Source organism: Pseudomonas sp. S5D5 (assembly GCF_003013355.1).
GTDB lineage: Bacteria > Pseudomonadota > Gammaproteobacteria > Pseudomonadales > Pseudomonadaceae > Aquipseudomonas > Aquipseudomonas aylmerensis.
In genome coordinates, this window is record NZ_PTEO01000001.1 from 4,483,270 (window position 1) to 4,502,816 (window position 19,547).

Consider the following 19,547-nt stretch of genomic DNA (forward strand, 5'->3'; position numbering starts at 1 on the left):
TATGCATTGACTGATCCACCGCTATCGCTGGCCAGCGCCTACAGGTTTGGGTTGTGATCAGTGGTTGTAGGCCCGCTCGTTATGCTCGGCCAGGTCCAACCCCATGTCTTCCACCGATTCATGGGCACGCAGGCCGATCAGGGCGTTGATGACTTTGAGGATGATCCAGCTGATCGCGAAGCAGTACACGGTGGTCAGCACGACCCCTTTGATCTGCGCCACGACCTGGCCGCCCATGGTCACGCCTTCGACCAGTCCGCCCATGGACGGTACGCAGAACACGCCGGTCAAAACCGCACCGATCATGCCGCCGATGCCGTGCAGGCCGAACACGTCGAGGCTGTCGTCGTAGCCGAAGCGGCGTTTCAATACGGTCACGCTGAGGTAGCAGAACACCCCGCACAGCAAGCCGATGGCCAACGCGCCGCCGACGCCCACATAGGCGCACGCCGGGGTGATCCCGACCAGACCGGCCAACGCGCCGCTGGCCAGGCCGAGGGCACTCGGTTTGCCGACCTTGAACCACTCGGTGAACATCCAGCCGAGGATCCCGGCACACGCGCCCAGTTGGGTATTGAGCATGACAATCCCGGAAAGGCCGTTGAGCCCGCCGCCGGAGCCGATGTTGAAGCCGAACCAGCCGACCCAGAGCATCGCCGCGCCGACCATGGTCAGGCTCAGGTTGTGCGCAGGCATCGGCGTGTTCTGGTAGCCCTTGCGCTTGCCGAGGATCAGGCACGCGGCGAGCGCAGCCACACCGGCGTTGATGTGCACGGCGGTGCCGCCGGCAAAATCGAGCACGCCCCAGTTATGCATCAAGGCCCCCGAACCGCCCCAGACCATATGCGCCACCGGGGCATATACCAGGGTGAACCAGATGGCCATGAACCACAGCGCCGCCGAGAACTTCATGCGTTCGGCAAACGCCCCGGCGATCAGCGCGGGGGTGATGATGGCAAAGGTCATCTGGAAGGTCACGAATACACCTTCCGGGATATCCCCCACCAGGCTTTCGGGGGTCATGCCGGCCAGGAACGCACGGCTCAAACCGCCGACAAAACTGTTGAACGTCACCTGCCCTTCGACCATGCCGGTGGTGTCGACCACCATGCTGTAGCCGTAGATCACCCACAGCACGCCCACCAGGCCGGCGATGCCGAAACACTGGGTGAACAGCGAGAGCATGTTTTTCGCACGGACCAGGCCGCCATAGAACAACGCAAGCCCCGGCAGGCACATGAACAGCACCAGCACGGCGGCGGTGACCATCCAGGCGGTGCTGCCGGTGTTCAAGGTGGGTGCATCGGCGGCCTGTGCCAAAGGTGCGAAGGCACTGGCGGCCAATAACCCGAAGAGGGACTTGCCGAGAAGACGATTGACCATATTCAAAGCTCCTGCGAAAGAAATGGGATATGCCTGGCAGCGAGCAGTTGTTGTTTGGAGAGCCTCTTGACGGGCTCCTTGATTTGCCGATCTGTCGTGGCAAGGGCGCTTACGCAGCCCTAAAACGCCGGCTGCAGCTGCGCTGAACGGCAGCAAGCGCCCTCGCCACAGGTATGACGCCAGGCTCAGTAGCCGGAACCGGGCACCCAGCTGGTCCCTGCCAACGGCACCCGGGCCATCGCCGCCGACTCCACTGTCAGCGCCACCAGGTCCTCGGGGTCGAGGTTGTGCAGGTGCGACTTGCCGCACGCCCGCGCCATGGTCTGCGCTTCCAGCACCATCACCCGCAGGTAGTTGGCCAACCGCCGCCCGCCTTCCACCGGGTCGAGGCGCTTGGACAGTTCCGGGTCCTGGGTGGTAATGCCGGCCGGGTCGCGGCCGTTCTGCCAGTCGTCGTAGTAGCCGGCGGCCGAGCCAATCTTTTTCAGTTCCGCGTCCAGCCGTGGGTGGTTATCGCCCAGGGCAATCAGCGCCGCCGTACCGATGGCGACCGCATCCGCGCCCATCGCCATGGCCTTGGCCACGTCGGCCCCGTTGCGGATCCCGCCCGATACGATCAACTGGACCTTGCGGTGCATGCCCATCTCTTGCAAAGCCTGTACCGCTTGCGGGATCGCCGACAGAATTGGAATGCCGACGTGCTCGATAAACACTTCCTGGGTCGCCGCCGTGCCGCCTTGCATGCCGTCGAGCACGATCACATCCGCGCCCGCCTTGACGGCCAGCTTCACATCGTAATAAGGCCGGCTCGCGCCGATCTTCACGTAGATCGGTTTCTCCCAGTCGGTGATTTCGCGCAGCTCGGCAATCTTGATCGCCAGGTCGTCCGGGCCGGTCCAGTCCGGGTGACGGCAGGCACTGCGCTGGTCCACACCGATCGGCAAGGTGCGCATGCCGGCCACGCGTTCGGTGACCTTCATGCCGAGCAGCATCCCGCCACCGCCGGGCTTGGCGCCCTGGCCGAGGACGATCTCGATGGCGTCGGCCTTGCGCAAATCGTCGGGGTTCATGCCGTAGCGCGACGGCAGGTACTGGTACACCAGGTGCTGGGACTGGCCGCGCTCTTCCGGGGTCATGCCGCCGTCACCGGTGGTGGTGCTGGTGCCGGCGATGGTCGCGCCACGGCCCAGGGCTTCCTTGGCATTCGCCGACAACGCCCCGAAGCTCATGCCGGCGATGGTCACCGGGATCTTCAAGTGGATCGGCTTCTTCGCAAAGCGGTTACCGAGGATCACGTCGGTGCCGCACTTCTCGCGATAGCCTTCGAGCGGGTAACGCGACACGCTGGCGCCGAGCAGCAGCAAGTCATCGAAGTGCGGCAACTTGCCCTTGGTGCCGCCGCCGCGAATATCGTAGATACCGGTTTCGGCCGCACGCTGGATTTCCTGGATGGTCAGGCGGTCGAAGGTGGCCGACTCGCGCAGTACCGGAGGGGTTTGTTCACTCATGGTTGTAGCTCCTGATCAGTACGCGGAGGCGTTATCGACTTTGAAGTTGTACAGCTGGCGGGCCGAGCCGTAGCGCTTGAAATCCGCCGCCTGGTGGGCGAAGCCGGCACGGTCGAGCAGTTCCTGCAGCTCTTGCAGGTGCTCGCTGCGCATCTCTTTTTCGACGCAGTCCGAGCCCAGGGACTCCACCGTGCCTTTCACGTAGATGTGGGTCTCGTACAACGAGTCGCCCAGCGCATCGCCGGCATCGCCGCACACCACCAGGCGCCCGGCCTGGCCCATGAAGCAGCTCATATGGCCGATGCTGCCGCCGACGACAATGTCGATGCCCTTCATGGAGATTCCGCAACGCGCGCCGGCATCGCCTTCAATCACCAGCAGGCCGCCGTGGGCCGTGGCCCCGGCCGCCTGGGACGCGCTGCCTTTGACGCGCACCGAACCCGACATCATGTTCTCGGCACAGCCCACGCCGACATTGCCGTGCACGGTGATCGAGGCCTGTTGGTTCATGCCCGCGCAGTAGTAGCCGGCGTGGCCCTCGATATCGATGGACACCGGCTGGTTCACGCCCACGGCCAGGTTGTGCTTGCCGTTGGAATGGGTCACGCGCCATTCGTGGTCGAGCACTTGCGCGTGCAGCGCCTGGTTGAGGTCACGCACAGTGGCGGTGGAAAGATCGATGGTTTTCATGTGTGCGCTCCTTAAGCTGACTGGCGTTCCCAGATATACAAAGTGGCCGGTGCCGGCTCCCAGATCCGCGCGTTCTCGATGCCCGGCAGGCTCGACAGCGCCTGGTATTCGGAGGCCATGGCCACGTAGTCGTCGGTCTCGGCGAGGATCGCCGGCTTGCACGCAATCGGATCGCGGATCACCGCAAAGCCGTTGCGCGTGCCGATGGCGAAGGTGAAGAAGCCGTCGAGGTCCTGCAGGGAATGGTCCAGCGCCTCTTTGAGCGAATCGCCCTGTTGCAGGCGCCAGGTCAGGTAGCCGGCGGCGACTTCGGTGTCGTTGTCGGTCTCGAAATGAATGCCTTCGCGCTTGAGTTCCTGGCGCAGGCGGAAGTGGTTCGACAGCGAGCCGTTGTGCACCAGGCACAGGTCGGCGCCGGTGGAAAACGGGTGGCTGCCTTCCATGGTCACCGCGCTTTCGGTGGCCATGCGCGTGTGCCCGATGATGTGGCTGCCTTGCATACCCGCCAGGCCGAAGCGCTGGGAAATCTCCTGGGGCAAGCCCATGCCCTTGAGGATCTCGATGCTTTGCCCGGCGCTCATGATGCGCACGCTCGGCGCCAGTTCGGCCAGGGCCAGGCGCACCGGCGCCTCGTCGGCGTGGATTTTCAATACCGCCGCGCTGGCGTTCTGGAACCAATCCAGCGAGCAACCCAGGCGCCCTTCGAGCTCGCCCATCAAGGCCTTCCAGTCGAAGGCTTCAGTGGTCGCCTGCAAGGTCAACTTGACCCAGCCGTCGGCGACCTCATCGCCGTAGATGGCGAAGCCCGCGCTGTCCGGACCGCGGTCGGTCATGGCCTGCAGCATCGGTTCAAACAGCTTGCCGAGCTGGGGTTCCAGTCGGGGATTTTTCAGGTACAGACCTACGATTCCACACATAAGAGCAGTCCTCACTTTGTTCTGGGTGGCAAGCTGCAAAGCTGCAAGCAAGCCGGGTAGACAGATGACTTGGAGCGGCCCCTACCACCGCCTTGACTTGCAGCTTGCAACTCACAGCTGCCGCCCCTTGCCTCAGAAAAATTCGGTGTAGCGCGCGACTTCCCAGTCGCTCACATGGCGGCTGTACTCCACCCACTCCATGCGCTTGAGCTTGATGAACTCGCCCACGATCTGCGGGCCGAGCACCTCGGCAAACAGCGGGTCGGCTTCCAGCGCGTCGCAGGCTTCCTTGAGGGATTGCGGCAGGGTCTTGATGCCGCGCTCGGCGATCTGCTCCAGGCTCAGGCTGTAGAGGTTCTCGTTGCAGACGTGGTCGATTTCCAGCTGGCGGTCGATGCCATCCAGGCCTGCCGCGATGATCGCGGCGCTGACCAGGTACGGGTTGCAGCCGGCATCCGGCAGGCGAAATTCCAGGCGGCCATACGGCACGCGCACCATCGCCGAACGGTTGTTGGCGCCAAAGGCGATAAAGGCCGGGGCCCAGGTGGCGCCGGACAACGAGTTGCCCACGACCAGGCGCTTGTAGGAGTTGACCGTAGGTGCGGCGAACGCACACAACGCCGGGCCATGGGCGAGCAAACCGGCGGCGAAGTGATAGGCCAGTTTCGACAGGCCCATGCCGCTCGGATCGCTGGCGTCATGGAACAGGTTTTTGTTCTCGGCGCTGCTGATCGACAGGTGAAAGTGCATGCCGTTGCCAGCGCGTTTCGGGTCGGGCTTGGGCATGAAGGAGCAGATCATGCCCAGGTCATTGGCGATCTCGCCGGCGGCCATGCGAAAGAAGGTAAAGCGGTCGGCCGAGGTCAGCGCGTCGCTGTAGGTGTAGTTGATCTCGAACTGGCCGTTGGCGTCTTCGTGGTCGATTTGATAGACCTCGAAATCCACCGCCTGCAAGGCTTCGGTCAGGCGCTCGAGGAACTCGCGCGAACGCGACAGGCCCTTGTAGTCGTAGCAGGGTTTGTCGAGGTTATCGCTGGGGTCGACCAGTTGCAGCTTGCCCTGCTCGTCGCGGCGCATCAGGTTGAATTCGGGTTCCAGGCCGGTGTTGAGGGTCCAGCCCTTGTCCTGCAGGCGCTGCACCTGCTGCTGCAGCACGTAGCGGCTGTCGTAGGGATGGGGCTTGCCATCGACATGCCCGACGCACACCACGCGCCCATAACCCGGTTGCCACGGCACCGGCGTCAGCGTGGACAGGTCACCGCGCGCCATGAAGTCCGGACCGTGGGGCTCCATGCCCATGCCGCTGATGGCAAACCCGGCAAAGCCCGCGCCCTCTTCGGCCACGGTCTTGAGCCCGCAAATCGGCACCGACTTGGTCTTGGCCGCACCGTGTATATCCACAAACTGCGCAAGCACGTACTTGATCCCGTGCTTGTCGATGATGCGCTGGGTTTCTGCTGGCAACATTGCGTGTCACTCCTCGCGAAAGGCAAAACCGTGTGGGTGGGCCTAGGCTGTCTTTTTATTCCTAAAAAGAAAGTTAGTTTCCTTACAGGAATGCAATACCCTTGCCAGATTCGCGAGCGGTGGATTGAACTGCCGGTGAAAGCGCTTTTGTGCTGTATATATGGGAAAATTGTTTTCCCCGCAGGAATACGCACAGCGGGGTGGCCTTGAAGAGCCAGATCTTGCACTTTCCCAGTGCGAAAATAATATTACTGAACGGAAACCGTGCAGGAGCCGATGATCATGTCCACCGAAACCGCCCCGCGCCTCAAGCTCGAGCAATACCTGGGGCTGCAGATCAAACGCCAGCGCCAGGCCCAGGACCTGAAGCTGTCCGACGTGGCGAAAATCGCCGATATCAGCCAGGGCATGTTGAGCAAGATCGAAAACGCCCAGGTCTCCACCAGCCTCGACACCCTGAGCCGCCTGTGTGATGTGCTCGGGCTGCCGCTGTCGAAATTGTTCAGCGAATACGACCAGCAGGACGGCAGCGCTTTGCTGGTCAAGGCCGACCAGGGCATGGAAGTGGTGCGCCGTGGGACCGAGAAGGGGCATACCTATCACCTGCTCAACCACACGCGCGGGCCGAAGAAGAGCTTCGAGGCGTACATGGTCAGCATGGATGACGCCAGTGAGGAGTTTCCGACCTTTGCCCATCCGGGGACGGAGTTTTTGCACTTGCTCGAAGGTGAGCTGATTTACCGGCATGGGAACCAGCTGTACCGGATGGAAGCGGGTGACAGCCTGACCTTCGAAGGGGAGATTCCGCACGGGCCGGAGCAGTTGGTGCAGGTGCCGATCCGGTTGTTGTCGATCATGAACTACGGCAACGACAAGGAATAACGCAGGCACCGAGGTTGTTTTCTGTGGGAGCTGGCTTGCCTGCGATGCGGGCAACTCGGTCTGCCAGTGGCAGTGGGTGGATGCCTTCGCAGGCAAGCCAGCGCCTACATTTGATCGCATTCCAGCGTAGGCACGCGTCGTAAAAATTCCTATCAGTTAAAAAACTTTCCCAAAACCCCTAGACGCCCCGCCCCCATTCCCCTATAAAGCCACTTCAGGAATATTTTATTCCTCACAAGAAAATGCGCTCACGGAACGAGCCCGCTGTCCTCAGACATTTTTTCGCTATGCGATGAGCTGCCGCCATCATCCCGAGGACGTGTCATGCAACACGAAAAAAACCATTTCATCATCAAGGTCACTTGTCCCGCGGTGTCCGGCATTGTCGCTGCCGTCACCACTTACCTGGCGGACAACGCGTGCTACATCGGGGAGATGGCGCAGTTCGATGATGACTTCAGCGGCCGCTTCTTCATGCGCGCCGTGTTTCGCTTCAACGACGGCCACGCCGGCGATCTCGAACAGATTCGCGCAGGCTTTGCCGATGTCGCCCAGGCCTTCGACATGCAGTGGGAGTTGTACGACACCCGCGAGCCGATGCGCGTGATGTTGATGGTGAGCAAGTTCGACCACTGCCTCACCGACCTGCTCTACCGCTACCACAAGGGCGAGATGGACATGACCATCACCGCCATCGTCTCCAACCACCTCGACCTGCGGCCGATGGCCGAGCGCGAGGGCATTCGCTTTATCTACCTGCCCGTGTCGAAGGACAACAAGGCCGCGCAGGAAGCCGAGCTGATGAAGGTGGTCGACGACACCCGCACCGAACTGGTGGTGTTGGCGCGCTACATGCAGATCCTCTCCGACGACCTGTGCCGGCAACTGTCGGGGCGCGCGATCAATATTCACCACTCGTTCCTGCCCGGTTTCAAAGGCGCCAAGCCCTATCACCAGGCCTACCAACGCGGTGTGAAGCTGATCGGTGCGACCGCGCACTACGTCACCAGCGACCTGGATGAGGGCCCGATCATCGAGCAGGAAGTGCAACGCGTGGACCACGTGTACAAGCCCGACGACCTGGTCGCCATCGGTCGCGACACCGAGACCGTGGCCCTGTCCAAGGCGGTCAAGTACCACCTTGAGCACCGGGTGTTTCTCAACCAGGACAGAACGGTGGTGTTCCGGTGAACGCGCACAAACTGATCGATGGCAAAGCCGCCGCAGCGCAGGTGCTACTGCAGGTCCGCGAGGACGTCGCACGCCTGCATGAGCAAGACATCCTGCCAGCCCTGGCGGTGATCCTGGTCGGCAACGACGCCGCCAGCCAGGTGTATGTGCGCAACAAAATCCTGCGCGCCGAAGAGGTAGGCATCCGCTCCGTGGAGCACCGCCTGCCCGGCGATACCAGCACCGAACAACTGTTGATCCTGATCGGCCAATTGAACGCCGACCCGGCCATCCACGGCGTCCTCCTGCAATTGCCGTTGCCGGCGCAGATGGACGAGCTGCGCGCCTTGGAGGCTATCGCGCCGGACAAGGACGTCGACGGTTTTCACAGCCAGAACGTCGGCGGCCTCAGCCAGGGCCGCGCGGTGCTCACGCCGTGCACGCCGAGCGGCTGCCTGTATTTGCTGGAACAAACCTGCGGCGACCTGCGCGGCAAACATGCGGTGGTGATCGGCCGTTCGAACATCGTCGGCAAGCCCATGGCCGCGCTGCTGCTCAAGGCGGACTGCTCGGTGACCGTGCTGCATTCGCGCAGCCACAACGCCCAGGCGCTGTGCCGGCAGGCGGATATCGTGATCGCCGCCGTGGGCCGCGCACGCTTGATCGACGCCAGCTGGCTGAAGCCCGGCGCGGTGGTGATCGACGTCGGTATCAACCGTATCGACGACGCCGGCCGCAGCCGCCTGGTGGGCGATGTCGACTTCGACGGCGCCCTGCCCCATGTCGCCGCCATCACCCCGGTACCCGGCGGTGTCGGCCCGATGACCATTGCCTTCCTGATGAAAAACACCGTGGCCGCCGCCCTCGCGCAACACCACGCCCTACGCAGCCAATCGGAGGCCGTATGCCATTCAATCTATTGAAGTACGGGCTGAGTTCGGAGTACCCGGTGGAGGTGGATCTGCCCCCGCCCAAGGAACTCAAGGCCAGCTATGACGTGGTGATCATCGGCGCCGGCGGCCATGGCCTCGCAACCGCCTACTACCTGGCCAAGTACCACGGCATCAGCAACATCGCGGTGCTGGAAAAGGCCTACCTGGGCGGCGGCAATACCGCGCGCAATACCGCAGTGATCCGCTCCAACTACCTGACCAGCGAGGGTGTGCGCTTCTACGCCGAGTCGGTGAAGATGTTCCAGTCGCTGTCCAACGAATTCGACTTCAACATCATGTACTCCGAACGCGGCCAACTGACCCTGGCGCATACCGATGCCACCGTGCGTTCGTTCCGCCAGCGTGCCGAGGTCAACAAGCACTTCGGCGGGCGCACCGAGATGATCGACCGCCAGCAGATCCGCGAACTGGTGCCCAGCCTCAACCTCGACCCCGGGCACTTGCCGGTGATCGCCGGGCTCTGGCATATCGACGGCGCCACCGCGCGCCACGATGCCGTGGCCTGGGGCTACGCCAAGCAGGCGGCCAAGCGCGGGGTGGAAATTCATCAACTCACCGAGGTGCAGGACCTGGTCATCGACCACGGCACGATTACCGCCGTGAAGACCAATCGCGGCACCATCCAGTGCGGCTGCGTGGTACAGGCGATTGCCGGGCACAGCTCGTTGCTGATGGCCAAGGCCGGCATCCGCTCGCCGATCCAGACCTTCCCGCTGCAAGCCATGGTCACCCAACCGTTCAAGCCGTTCCTCGACCCGTTGGTGAGTTCCTCCGCACTGCACTGCTATGTGCAGCAGACCAGCCGCGGTGAAGTGGTGTTCGGCGGCGGCTCCGATCCTTATCCGCTGTTCAACACGCGCTCGACCCTGGACCTCAAGGAAAGCCTGCTGGCCCACGCGATCGAAATGTTCCCGTTCCTGGCCAACGCCAAGCTGATGCGCCAGTGGGCCGGGATCACCGACATGACCCCGGACTACAGCCCGATCATGGGCCTGTCACCGGTGAAGAACTACTACCTCGACGCCGGCTGGGGCACCTGGGGTTTCAAGGCCACGCCCATCTGCGGCAAGACCATGGCCGAGCTGGTCGCCAGCGGCGGCCAGGTGCCGGCGCTGATCAAGCCGTTCGGCCTCGAACGTTTCTCGACCTTCCAGCAAGTCAACGAGATGGGCGCTACGGCGGCCAGTCACTGATGGAGAGCGGACTATGAAAATCATGACGTGCCCGCTCAACGGGCCGCGCAATATCAGCGAGTTCACCTACGGCGGCGAGTTCAAGCCGATGCCCGACCCCGTCCACTGCAGCGATGCCGAATGGGCCGACTACGTGTTCAACACCGACAACCTCGCCGGCGTGGTGCGCGAATGGTGGATGCACACGCCGTCCAGCTACTGGTTCCTCGCCGAGCGCCACACAGTCACCGATGAGGTCCTGCGCACCTTCGACCCCAAGGAACTGTTCACCACCCGCGTCGATTTCGCCGCCGCCAAGGAGATCGCCGGATGAACCGCCTTCCCGCCCCCATGGGCTTGCTGATCCAGCGTGATCAAGCCCTTGATTTCAGTTTCGATGGCCAGGCGTACCAAGGCTTGCAGGGCGACAGCATCGCCAGCGCCCTGCTCGCCAACGGGCGCTTCCTGCTCTCGCGTTCGTTCAAATACCACCGCCCTCGCGGCCCGTTGACCATGGCGGGCCAGGATGCCAACAGCCTGGTGCAACTGCCCCGCGAGCCCAATGTGCTGGCCGATGCTCACGCGTTGTCTGCCGGGTTGGCGGTGAGCGCGCAGAACGTCAACGGCTCGCTGGACAACGACAAGGACGCCTACCTCGGCAAGTTCTCCAAGTTCATGCCGGTGGGGTTTTACTACCGCTCGTTCTACAAGCCCAAGGGCATGTGGAAAGTCTGGGAGCCGATCATTCGCAAGAAGGCCGGCCTGGGTGTACTCGACCTGACGTTCCAGCCCGAGTACTACGACAAGGCCTATCTGTTTACCGACCTGGCCGTCATCGGTGCCGGCCCCGCCGGCTTGCAGGCGGCGCTGACGGCCGCGAATGCCGGGGCCAAGGTGCTGCTGATCGAGCAGCAGCCAATCCTCGGCGGGTCACTGACCTATGCACGCTTCGATATCGCCGGTACCCGCGCCGACAGCCTGCGCCGCGAACTGGTGAGCGCGGTGCAGCAGCACGCGAATATCCAGGTGCTCACCGAGGCCACGTGCAATGCCTGGTTTACCGACAACTACCTGCCGGTGATCCAGGGCAAGCGCATGTACAAGGTGCGCGCGCAGCAGTGCCTGGTGTGCAGCGGCGCCTTCGACCAGCCGGTGATTTTCCGCAACAACGACCTGCCCGGCGTGATGCTGACCAGCGCCGCGCAACGCCTGATGAAACTCTACGCGGTCAAGCCGGGCAAGCGCGCGGTGGTCTTGACCGGCAACGACGACGGCTACCTCGCCGCCCTCGACCTGCATGACCAGGGCGTGGAAGTCGCCGCCGTGATCGACCTGCGCCACGCCCCGGCCGACAAAGCCCTGTCCGGCGCCCTGGCCCAGCGCAAGATCCCTTTGCTGAATAACAGCACTGTGTTCGAGGCCCTGCATGAGAAAGGCCTGCGCCACGTGAAAGGCGTCGATGTGCGCCAGATCACCGGCCAGGGCCAGGTCAGCGCCAGCGCCAGCGGGCAAGTGTTCGACTGCGATTTGCTGTGCATGTCGGCCGGCTACATGCCGGTGTATCAACTGCTGTGCCAGGCCGGCGGCAAGCTGGCCTATGACGACCAGCGAGCCGAATTCAGCCTCAGCGGCCTGCCCCGCAACCTCAAGCTGGCGGGCTCGGTGCACGGTCGGCATCAGCTCGAGAATGTGCTGGCAGACGCCGCCAACGCGGCGGCCGACATCGCTGTCGCGCTGGGCCTGGGCACTACGATTGCGCCGCTGCCATTGCACAGCGAAGCCAAGGTCAACTTCGGCTGGCCGATCTTCCCGCATCCCAAGGGCAAGGATTTCGTCGACTTCGACGAAGACCTGCAAGTGGCGGACATCGTCAACGCCACGCGTATCGGCTACCGCGATGTGCAACTGGTGAAGCGCTATTCCACGGTCGGCATGGGCCCGTCCCAAGGACGGCATTCGGCGCTGCCGACCGCGCGCCTGGTGGCCTGGGCGACCCAGCGCAATATCAGCGAGACCGGGGTGACCACCGCACGGCCCCCTTTCGTCGCGGAGAAACTCGCGCATGTCGCCGGGCGCGCCTTCGACCCTTACCGGCAGACACCGATGCACGCGCGGCATGTGCAGGCCGGGGCGAAGATGATGCCCGCCGGTATCTGGCAACGCCCGGCCTACTACGGCCGCGCCCAGGATCGCGACGCCTGCATGCAGGCCGAAGCCCTGCACGTGCGTAACCACGTCGGGCTGATCGATGTGTCGACCCTCGGCGGCCTGGACGTGCGCGGCCCGGATGCCGCCGAACTGCTCAACCGCCTGTACACCTTCGCGTTCCTCAAGCAACCGGTGGGCCGTTCGCGGTATGCGCTGATGACCAATGAACACGGGGTAGTCATCGACGACGGCGTGTGCGCGCGCCTGGCCGACCAGCACTTCTACGTCACCGCCACCACCAGCGGCGTCGACCGCATCTACCAGCAGATGCTCAAGTGGAACGCGCAATGGCGCCTCGACGTCGACGTGGCGAACGTCACTGCCGCGATCTGTGCGGTGAACGTGGCCGGGCCGGATTCGCGCAAGGTGCTGGAACAGGTCTGCACTGACCTCGACCTCAGTGCCGAGGCCTTCCCCTACCTCGGCGTGCGCCAAGGCACGGTGGCCGGGATCAAGGCGCGGTTGCTGCGGGTCGGGTTTGTCGGCGAGCTGGGTTATGAAATCCACGTGCCTGCACGCCACGGCCTGGCGCTGTGGGATGCGTTGATGGAGGCCGGCAAGGCGTTCGATATTCGCCCGTTCGGCGTCGAAACCCAACGCCTGCTGCGCCTGGAAAAAGGCCACGTGATCATCAGCCAGGACACCGACGGCATGACCCACCCGGCAGAAATCGACATGGGCTGGGCGGTAAGCCGCAACAAGCCGTTTTTCGTCGGCCGCCGTTCGGTGGACATCCTCGAAGCCCAGCCGCTGAAACGCAAACTGGTGGGTTTCACCTTGCCCAAGGGCAGCGTGCAACCGCTGGAAGGCCACCTGGTGCTCGACGGCCCGGACATCAGCGGCAACGTCACCTCGTGCGAATACTCTGCAACGCTGGGCCGCATCATCGGCCTGGCCTACGCCGGGATCGAACAGAGCACACCGGGGCAGCGCATCCCGATCCGCGTCGAAGGCGGCATCGTCGTCCAGGCCGAGGTGGTGCCACTGCCGTTTTTCGACCCCACCAACCAACGCCAGGAGGGTTAAGCCATGACCAGTCTGAAAGCCCACGAACTCTTCACGCCGCCCTGCCACCTGGTTGACCAGACCGATCTGCCCCGGGTCGGCTTTCGCGGCGCGCAAAGCGCCGAGTACCTCAGCGCACGCGGTTTCACCCTGCCCGCCGCCCCCAACCAGGCCACCCCGCAAGCGGACGGCAGCTGGGTGGCGCGCCTGTCGCAGACCGAATACCTGTTGTTGGGTAGCCCGCAGGATCAGGGCCAGCGCATCGCCGATGAAGAGGCCCGCTGGGAGCTGGACCACCGCGCCAACTACCTGCTGCCGCGCCAGGACAGCCACGCCTGTGTGTTGCTCAGCGGCGCGGTGATTGCCCACGTGATGGCCAAACTCTGCGGGGTCGATCTCGGTTTCCCGGCCTTCCAGCCGGGAGCGGTGGCGCAGACGTCAGTGGCGCGGGTGAATGCGATTGTGATCCACACCGGGAGTGTGGAGGCACCGGCGTTGCATATCCTCTGGGATCGCGCGTCGAAGGAATACTTCATCAGTGCATTGCTGGATGCATTGGTCGAGTTTGGCGGGGCCACTCTGCTCAGCGCATGAAGCTGGCTTGAAATCGATCTCGGCCCAACCTGTGGGAGCGGGCTTGCCCGCTGCCACATTCTGGAGGCTGTTGTGTGAGCAAAGGTCAGTCGGTGTAGCCCAACCGCGCCGCCCTGACCTTCTGGGTATGTTGACGTGTCGCCAGGCAGTAATACAGCGGGCACGTCACCACCAACCCCACCAGCCACGACAGGTCCGCGCCGTCCACCAGATTGGCCCACGGCCCCACGTACAGCGATGTATTGGCAAACGGCAGCTGGACAATGATGCCGATGAAATAAGCCACGATCGCATGCAGGTTGAAGCGCCCGTAGACCCCGCCGTCCGCGCGGAAGATCGAGGCAATGTCATACACCCCGCGCTTGATCACATAGAAGTCGATCAGGTTGATCGACGCCCACGGCACCAGCACCAGCAACAGCGCCAGGATCAGCCCGATAAACTGCGAGATGAAGTCCGCCGATGCGCCCAGCGCCACGAGGCAGCAACCGGCCAGGACCACGCCGGACAGCACCACGCGCACCTTGATGCTCGGAGTCCAATGGCTGGCGAAGGTCTGGATCGAGGTGATGATCGACAGCACCGCGCCGTACAGATTCAGCGCGTTGTGGCTGATGATATTGAGCAGGAACAGCACCATCAGGATCGGTCCGAGCCAGCCAGTGGCTTGCTTGACCGCGACCATCGCCTCGGTACCTTCGGGCGTGGCCAGTGCCGCGACCAAACCAAATGCGAACGACAGGATGGTGCCGAGGGTGGCACCCAGGTAGGTCGCGATAAACGGCCGGGTGATGCCGATATCCGCCGGCAGGTAGCGCGAATAGTCACTGGTGTAGGGCGAAAAGCTGATCTGCCAGATCACCCCCAGCGACACCGTGGCCAGCCAGCCGGCGGCGTTGAAACCGCCACGGGTGAGGAAGTCCGCTGGCAGGTCATGGGCGAAGATGTAGATGAAACCGGCGAGCAGCGCACTGCCCATCACCCAGGTGCCGATGCGGTTGAGGCTGTGGATGAAGCGGTAGCCGATCACGCCGATGGCGGTAGCGCTGAGCGCGCCGATCAGAATGCTCGCCGGCACCGGCACCGCGGGCACGATGCCGACGATGGATTTGCCGGCCAGCACGATGTTGGAAATGAAAAAGCCGATGTAGATCAGCGCCGCGAAGAACACGATCAGCAGTGCGCCGTAACGGCCGAACTGGCCCCGGCTCTGCACCATCTGCGGGATGCCCATGCGCGGGCCCTGGGCCGATGCGAGGGCAATCACGATGCCGCCGAGCAGATGCCCGAGGGCAATCGCCAGCAGCCCCCACACCAGGTTGAGGTGGAACACCTGGGCCACCATGGCACCGGTGACGATGGGCAGCGGCGCAATGTTGGTGCTGAACCATAGGGTGAACAGGTCGCGGGCCTTTCCATGGCGCTCTGCGAGAGGAACGTAATCGACCGTGTGATTCTCGATCAGGGGATCTTGCCGGGACATCTGGGGCATGGAAATGGACTCGCGTTTGTCTGATCTTATAGTTGTTTGACGCCATACCGGGGGCGCATCGTGGCGGCCCCTCAGATGAACACCATATTATGGTATTCCAACATTTTCACAAGACTGATCCGTAGTCTCAGCGCGCATCTGATCCGCAAGTGTGCCACATGGCCCTCGGCGTTTTCGCGCCTTTACCCCCGTATTTATTGGTTATAAGACCAAAGGTTGACGTTCATCGGCCGCCTGAAAAAGCTGTTGCATCGATTGTATTACGGTATACCATCAGACCTACAAATTCATAAAAACCCGCTCTACCGCCAGAGGACCGTCCCATGATCGATGCCGCTATCTACAAACAAGTGATGGGTTCGTTTCCGTCCGGGGTCACCGTGATCACCACGCTCGATGACGACGGGCAAATCGTCGGGCTGACCGCCAGTGCCTTCAGTTCGTTGTCGATGGACCCGGCGCTAGTGCTGTTCTGCCCCAACTACAGTTCCGATTCGTACCCGGTGCTGATCAAGAACAAGCGCTTTGCGATCCACGTCCTGTCCGGTGGGCAACAAACCGAAGCCTATGCCTTTGCGCGCAAAGGCAAGGACAAGGCACAGGGCATCGAATGGATGCTCAGCGAACTGGGCAACCCGATCCTGGCGAACGCCACGGCGGTGATCGAGTGCGAGTTGTGGCGCGAGTATGAAGGTGGCGACCATGCAATCATGGTCGGCTCGGTGAAAAACCTGATCGTGCCCCAGCAGAACGCCGGGCCACTGGTGTATTGCCACGGCAAGATGGGCGCCCTGCCCCAGGTTGCCTGATTAATTCCGATACACCGCAGTCAAGCCAGCGCCCACAGCTGAATGCATTTCAACGATGGGCGCTGGCTTGCCTGCGATAGCAGGGGTCAGGTACGGAAGCGGCTGACCAACTGGTTCAAGGTCTGCGACAACGCGGTCAATTGCTGCGCATCGCCGCGCGTGGAGTCGGCCAGGCTCGCCACCAACTGTGCATCCGCGTGAATCTGGCTGATATGCCGGTTGATGTCTTCGGCCACCTGATGCTGTTCTTCGGCGGCGGTAGCGATTTGCGTGTTCATGTCGCGGATGACATCCACCGACTCACGAATCAAGCCAAAGCTGGCGCGCGCGTCGTTGATCGACACCACGGTTTCCTGGGACACCTCAAGGCTGGCATGCATCTGCTTGCCCATCTGATGGGTGCGCCGCGCCAGATTGCCAAGCAGTCCGTCGATTTCGCCGGTGGAGTCTGCCGTGCGTTTGGCCAGGGCGCGCACCTCATCCGCCACTACCGCAAACCCACGGCCCTGCTCGCCGGCCCGGGCGGCTTCGATGGCGGCGTTCAACGCCAGCAGGTTGGTCTGCTCGGCGATGGAACGGATGGTGCCGAGGATCGACTGGATGTCGTTGCTGTCTTTTTCCAACTGCTCCATGGCCTGGGCGGAGTGGCCGATCTCTTCGCTCAAGCGCCCGACACTGCTCACCGCCGCGTCGATCTGCTGTTGCCCGGTGTGGGCCTGGCGCTGGCCATTGTCGGCAGAATCGGCAGCCTGGCTGCAGGAGCGCGCGACTTCGTTGGAGGTGGCGACCATTTCATGAAACGCCGTGGAGACCATGTCCACCGCTTCGCGCTGGCGTGAGGCGACGTCGGCCATCTCTATCGAGACTTCGGTGGCACTGCCGGAGCTGCTGTGGATTTGCGCGGCGGCCTGGCCGATGCGCTGGATCAGGGTGCGGATGGCTTCCAGGAACTGGTTGAACCAGCCGGCGAGCTGCGCCGTCTCGTCGCGGCCATTGACCGCCAGGCGCGCCGTCAGGTCACCCTCGCCCTGCGCAATGCCTTCCAAACCACTGGCCACGCCACGGATCGGCTTGACGATCAGCCCGGCAAACCAGGCGCCCGCCGCGGCAAACAGCAGGCCACACACCAACGCGATAGCCGCGATCAACCAGGTCAGGCGTGCCGCGCCGGCCATCACTTCGCTTTCGCGCACCAGCCCGACAAAGCGCCAGCCCAATGCCTTCGACGGCCACACCAGCGCCATGTAGCGCTCGCCCGCCAGTTCCACCTGCACCAGGCCTTGGCCGGCTTCGCTCAACTGCCGGTAGCCGTCACCCAACTCGCCGAGTTTCTTGAAGTTGTGGGACGGGTCATTCGGGTCTACCAGCACCGTGTTGTTGGCTTCCATCAGCATCAGGTAGCCGCTTTCGCCCAGCTTGATCTGCTTGACCAGGTCGGTCAGTTGCTTGAGCGACACGTCGATGTTGACCACCCCGCTCGCCTTGCCCTGGCGGTCGTTGAAGCTTTGCACGGTGCTCACCAGCACCACGTCGTCGGCCGCCCAGTAATAGGCTTCGGTGCGCAGGGTCTTGCCCGGTTGCGCCATGGCCGTCTTGTACCAGGGCCGCGTGCGCGGGTCGTAGTTGGCAAGGTTGGGGTCGCCGGGCCAGAACACATAGCCGCCATCCTCGGTGCCGAGCGACAGGTACGTGTAGGCCGAATGACTCTTGGCCAGGCCCTCGAACAGAGCGAACAATTGCTGGTCGCGCTCGCCGACAGCGATGTGCGCGGCGTCGCTGGCCAGGTAGCGTTTCACATCGCCCTGCAGGCTGCGCAACTGCGGGTGCGCAGCCAGGTAAGCGACGTTCTGGCTGATGCCTTCGAAGAACAGTTGCATCGCGTTGTCGACCTGGCGGATCTCGCGGCCACTGCTGTCGACAAAGCTGTCGCGGGCCTCATGGCGTACGTTGAGGATGATCAGCACAGCCACCAGAATCACCGGTAGGCTGGCGATCACCGCAAACGCCAGGATTAATTTTTGTTTTATGTTCATCGAGCTCGCCTTCCTTGTGAGGTGAGGGTGCAACCGTTGGAGAGAAAAGTTTTGCGGATATTCCGTATTATGGTATACCAACAATCAATCCGCCGAACAGCCGTTATCACTGGCAAGCGTCAAGGTGGCGAGAGTACTTAAGGGCCCGCAGTCGACAGGCCGATCACAATAGATCCGAGGTAAGCGTCATGAAGTTTTCCCTGTTCGTACACATGGAACGTTGGGATGAAAGCGTCAGCCACCGTCAGTTGTTCGAAGACTTGACCGAACTGACCCTGATGGCCGAGGCAGGTGGTTTCAGCACCGTATGGATTGGCGAACACCACGCCATGGAATACACCATCTCGCCGAGCCCGATGCCGCTGTTGGCTTACCTCGCGGCCAAGACCACCACCATTCACCTGGGCGCCGGCACCATCATTGCGCCGTTCTGGCACCCGTTGCGGGTGGCGGGCGAATGCGCGTTGCTCGACGTGATCAGCAACGGCCGCATGGAAGTCGGCCTGGCCCGTGGCGCCTACCAGGTGGAATTCGACCGCATGGCCGGCGGCATGCCCGCCTCCTCCGGCGGCCAGGCCTTGCGCGAGATGGTGCCGGTGGTGCGCGCCTTGTGGAAAGGCGACTACGCCCACGATGGCGAGATCTGGAAATTCCCCACCTCCACCAGCGTGCCCAAGCCGATCCAGCAGCCCAACCCGCCGATGTGGATCGCCGCCCGCGACCCGGACTCGCACAACTTCGCGGTGGCCAACGGCTGCAACGTGATGGTCACGCCGCTGATGAAGGGCGACGAAGAAGTCCTCGACCTGAAAAACAAATTCCAGGCCGCCCTCGACAACAATCCCGACGTACCGCGCCCGCAACTGATGGTGCTGCGTCACACCCACGTGCATGCCGCCGATGATCCGGACGGCTGGAAAGTCGGGGCCAAGGCGATCTCCAAGTTCTATCGCACCTTCGATGCCTGGTTCGGCAACAAAGAGGTGCCGGTGAATGGCTTCCTGGCCCCGAGCCCGGAAGAGAAATTCGCCGCGCGCCCCGAGTTCGAGCTGGAAAGCCTGCACAAGACCGCGATGATCGGCACCGCCGAAGAAATCATCCCACGCATCCGCTACTACCAGGAACTGGGGGTGGATGAGTTCAGCTTCTGGTGCGACAACAGCCTGCCGCATGCCGAGAAGAAGAAGTCCCTGGCGCTGTTTATCGAGCAGGTGGTGCCGGCGTTTCGCTGAGTGATCTGCAGCTAAGCGTGCAAGCGGGCTTG

Annotated in this window: 16 protein-coding genes and 1 pseudogene; 9 read left to right on the top strand and 8 right to left on the bottom strand. The window is 63.0% G+C overall.

The features are described from left to right. Positions 1-57: 57 nt before the first annotated feature. The 5 genes from C9990_RS20170 to glnT all read right to left on the bottom strand — a co-directional run bounded on the left by C9990_RS20170 (position 58) and on the right by glnT (position 5,965). On the bottom strand, positions 58-1,383 hold the full coding sequence (locus C9990_RS20170; RefSeq protein ID WP_106804438.1) for an ammonium transporter: 1,326 nt from the start codon (positions 1,381-1,383) through the stop codon (positions 58-60). A gap of 185 nt (positions 1,384-1,568) precedes the next feature. Further along, positions 1,569-2,891, bottom strand: coding sequence for an FMN-binding glutamate synthase family protein (locus C9990_RS20175; RefSeq protein WP_106804439.1), 1,323 nt, complete (start codon positions 2,889-2,891; stop codon positions 1,569-1,571). A 15-nt stretch (positions 2,892-2,906) separates the two neighbouring features. Beyond that, positions 2,907-3,581, bottom strand: a complete 675-nt coding sequence (locus C9990_RS20180) for a protein glxC (protein WP_065905709.1) — start codon at positions 3,579-3,581, stop codon at positions 2,907-2,909. An 11-nt stretch (positions 3,582-3,592) separates the two neighbouring features. Then, on the bottom strand, positions 3,593-4,498 hold the full coding sequence (locus C9990_RS20185; RefSeq protein ID WP_106804440.1) for a glutamine amidotransferase family protein: 906 nt from the start codon (positions 4,496-4,498) through the stop codon (positions 3,593-3,595). A 132-nt stretch (positions 4,499-4,630) separates the two neighbouring features. After that, positions 4,631-5,965: a type III glutamate--ammonia ligase gene (gene glnT, locus C9990_RS20190; RefSeq protein WP_065905705.1), complete on the bottom strand. Its 1,335-nt coding sequence runs from the start codon at positions 5,963-5,965 to the stop codon at positions 4,631-4,633. A 282-nt stretch (positions 5,966-6,247) separates the two neighbouring features. On the opposite strand from glnT, the gene C9990_RS20195 reads away from it, so the two are divergent. The 7 genes from C9990_RS20195 to C9990_RS20225 all read left to right on the top strand — a co-directional run bounded on the left by C9990_RS20195 (position 6,248) and on the right by C9990_RS20225 (position 13,949). Beyond that, positions 6,248-6,847: a helix-turn-helix domain-containing protein gene (locus C9990_RS20195; RefSeq protein ID WP_053139883.1), complete on the top strand. Its 600-nt coding sequence runs from the start codon at positions 6,248-6,250 to the stop codon at positions 6,845-6,847. Between the two features lie 324 nt (positions 6,848-7,171). Further along, on the top strand, positions 7,172-8,038 hold the full coding sequence (purU, locus tag C9990_RS20200; protein ID WP_106804441.1) for a formyltetrahydrofolate deformylase: 867 nt from the start codon (positions 7,172-7,174) through the stop codon (positions 8,036-8,038). Further along, positions 8,035-8,940 (top strand): bifunctional methylenetetrahydrofolate dehydrogenase/methenyltetrahydrofolate cyclohydrolase FolD, encoded by a 906-nt coding sequence (gene folD / locus C9990_RS20205; protein ID WP_065905700.1) that lies wholly within the window; start codon positions 8,035-8,037, stop codon positions 8,938-8,940. The genes purU and folD overlap by 4 nt, the downstream gene beginning before the upstream one ends. Further along, entirely contained in the window at positions 8,922-10,163 is a 1,242-nt protein-coding gene (locus tag C9990_RS20210) for an FAD-dependent oxidoreductase (RefSeq protein WP_065905698.1), read from the top strand. The genes folD and C9990_RS20210 overlap by 19 nt, the downstream gene beginning before the upstream one ends. A 13-nt stretch (positions 10,164-10,176) precedes the next feature. Next, complete coding sequence (locus C9990_RS20215; RefSeq protein WP_065905694.1) at positions 10,177-10,476, top strand: sarcosine oxidase subunit delta; 300 nt, start codon at positions 10,177-10,179, stop codon at positions 10,474-10,476. Continuing rightward, complete coding sequence (locus C9990_RS20220; protein ID WP_106804442.1) at positions 10,473-13,376, top strand: 2Fe-2S iron-sulfur cluster-binding protein; 2,904 nt, start codon at positions 10,473-10,475, stop codon at positions 13,374-13,376. Before C9990_RS20215 ends, C9990_RS20220 begins: the two co-directional genes overlap by 4 nt. Positions 13,377-13,379: 3 nt before the next feature. Then, positions 13,380-13,949, top strand: coding sequence for a sarcosine oxidase (locus C9990_RS20225; RefSeq protein ID WP_106804443.1), 570 nt, complete (start codon positions 13,380-13,382; stop codon positions 13,947-13,949). An 85-nt stretch (positions 13,950-14,034) separates the two neighbouring features. On the opposite strand, the gene C9990_RS20230 is transcribed toward C9990_RS20225, so the two are convergent. After that, a complete protein-coding gene (locus tag C9990_RS20230; RefSeq protein ID WP_065905691.1) occupies positions 14,035-15,441 on the bottom strand; it encodes a cytosine permease in 1,407 nt (468 codons plus the stop codon). A gap of 323 nt (positions 15,442-15,764) precedes the next feature. On the opposite strand from C9990_RS20230, the gene C9990_RS20235 reads away from it, so the two are divergent. Then, positions 15,765-16,250 carry a flavin reductase family protein gene (locus tag C9990_RS20235; protein WP_106804444.1) on the top strand — a complete coding sequence of 162 codons (486 nt, stop codon included), beginning with the start codon at positions 15,765-15,767 and terminating at the stop codon, positions 16,248-16,250. 86 nt (positions 16,251-16,336) lie between these two features. Here the strand turns inward: C9990_RS20235 and C9990_RS33135 are convergent, their stop codons facing one another. Both C9990_RS33135 and C9990_RS33140 read right to left on the bottom strand, forming a co-directional pair. Further along, positions 16,337-17,104, bottom strand: a complete 768-nt coding sequence (locus C9990_RS33135; RefSeq protein ID WP_371920705.1) for a methyl-accepting chemotaxis protein — start codon at positions 17,102-17,104, stop codon at positions 16,337-16,339. Positions 17,105-17,242: 138 nt separating this feature from the next. Then, positions 17,243-18,283: pseudogene (locus C9990_RS33140) on the bottom strand (cache domain-containing protein); the annotation flags it as partial. A 188-nt stretch (positions 18,284-18,471) separates the two neighbouring features. Between C9990_RS33140 and C9990_RS20245 the strand changes: the two are divergent. Then, positions 18,472-19,515 carry an LLM class flavin-dependent oxidoreductase gene (locus C9990_RS20245; RefSeq protein ID WP_065905683.1) on the top strand — a complete coding sequence of 348 codons (1,044 nt, stop codon included), beginning with the start codon at positions 18,472-18,474 and terminating at the stop codon, positions 19,513-19,515. The last annotated feature ends 32 nt before the right edge of the window (positions 19,516-19,547 follow it).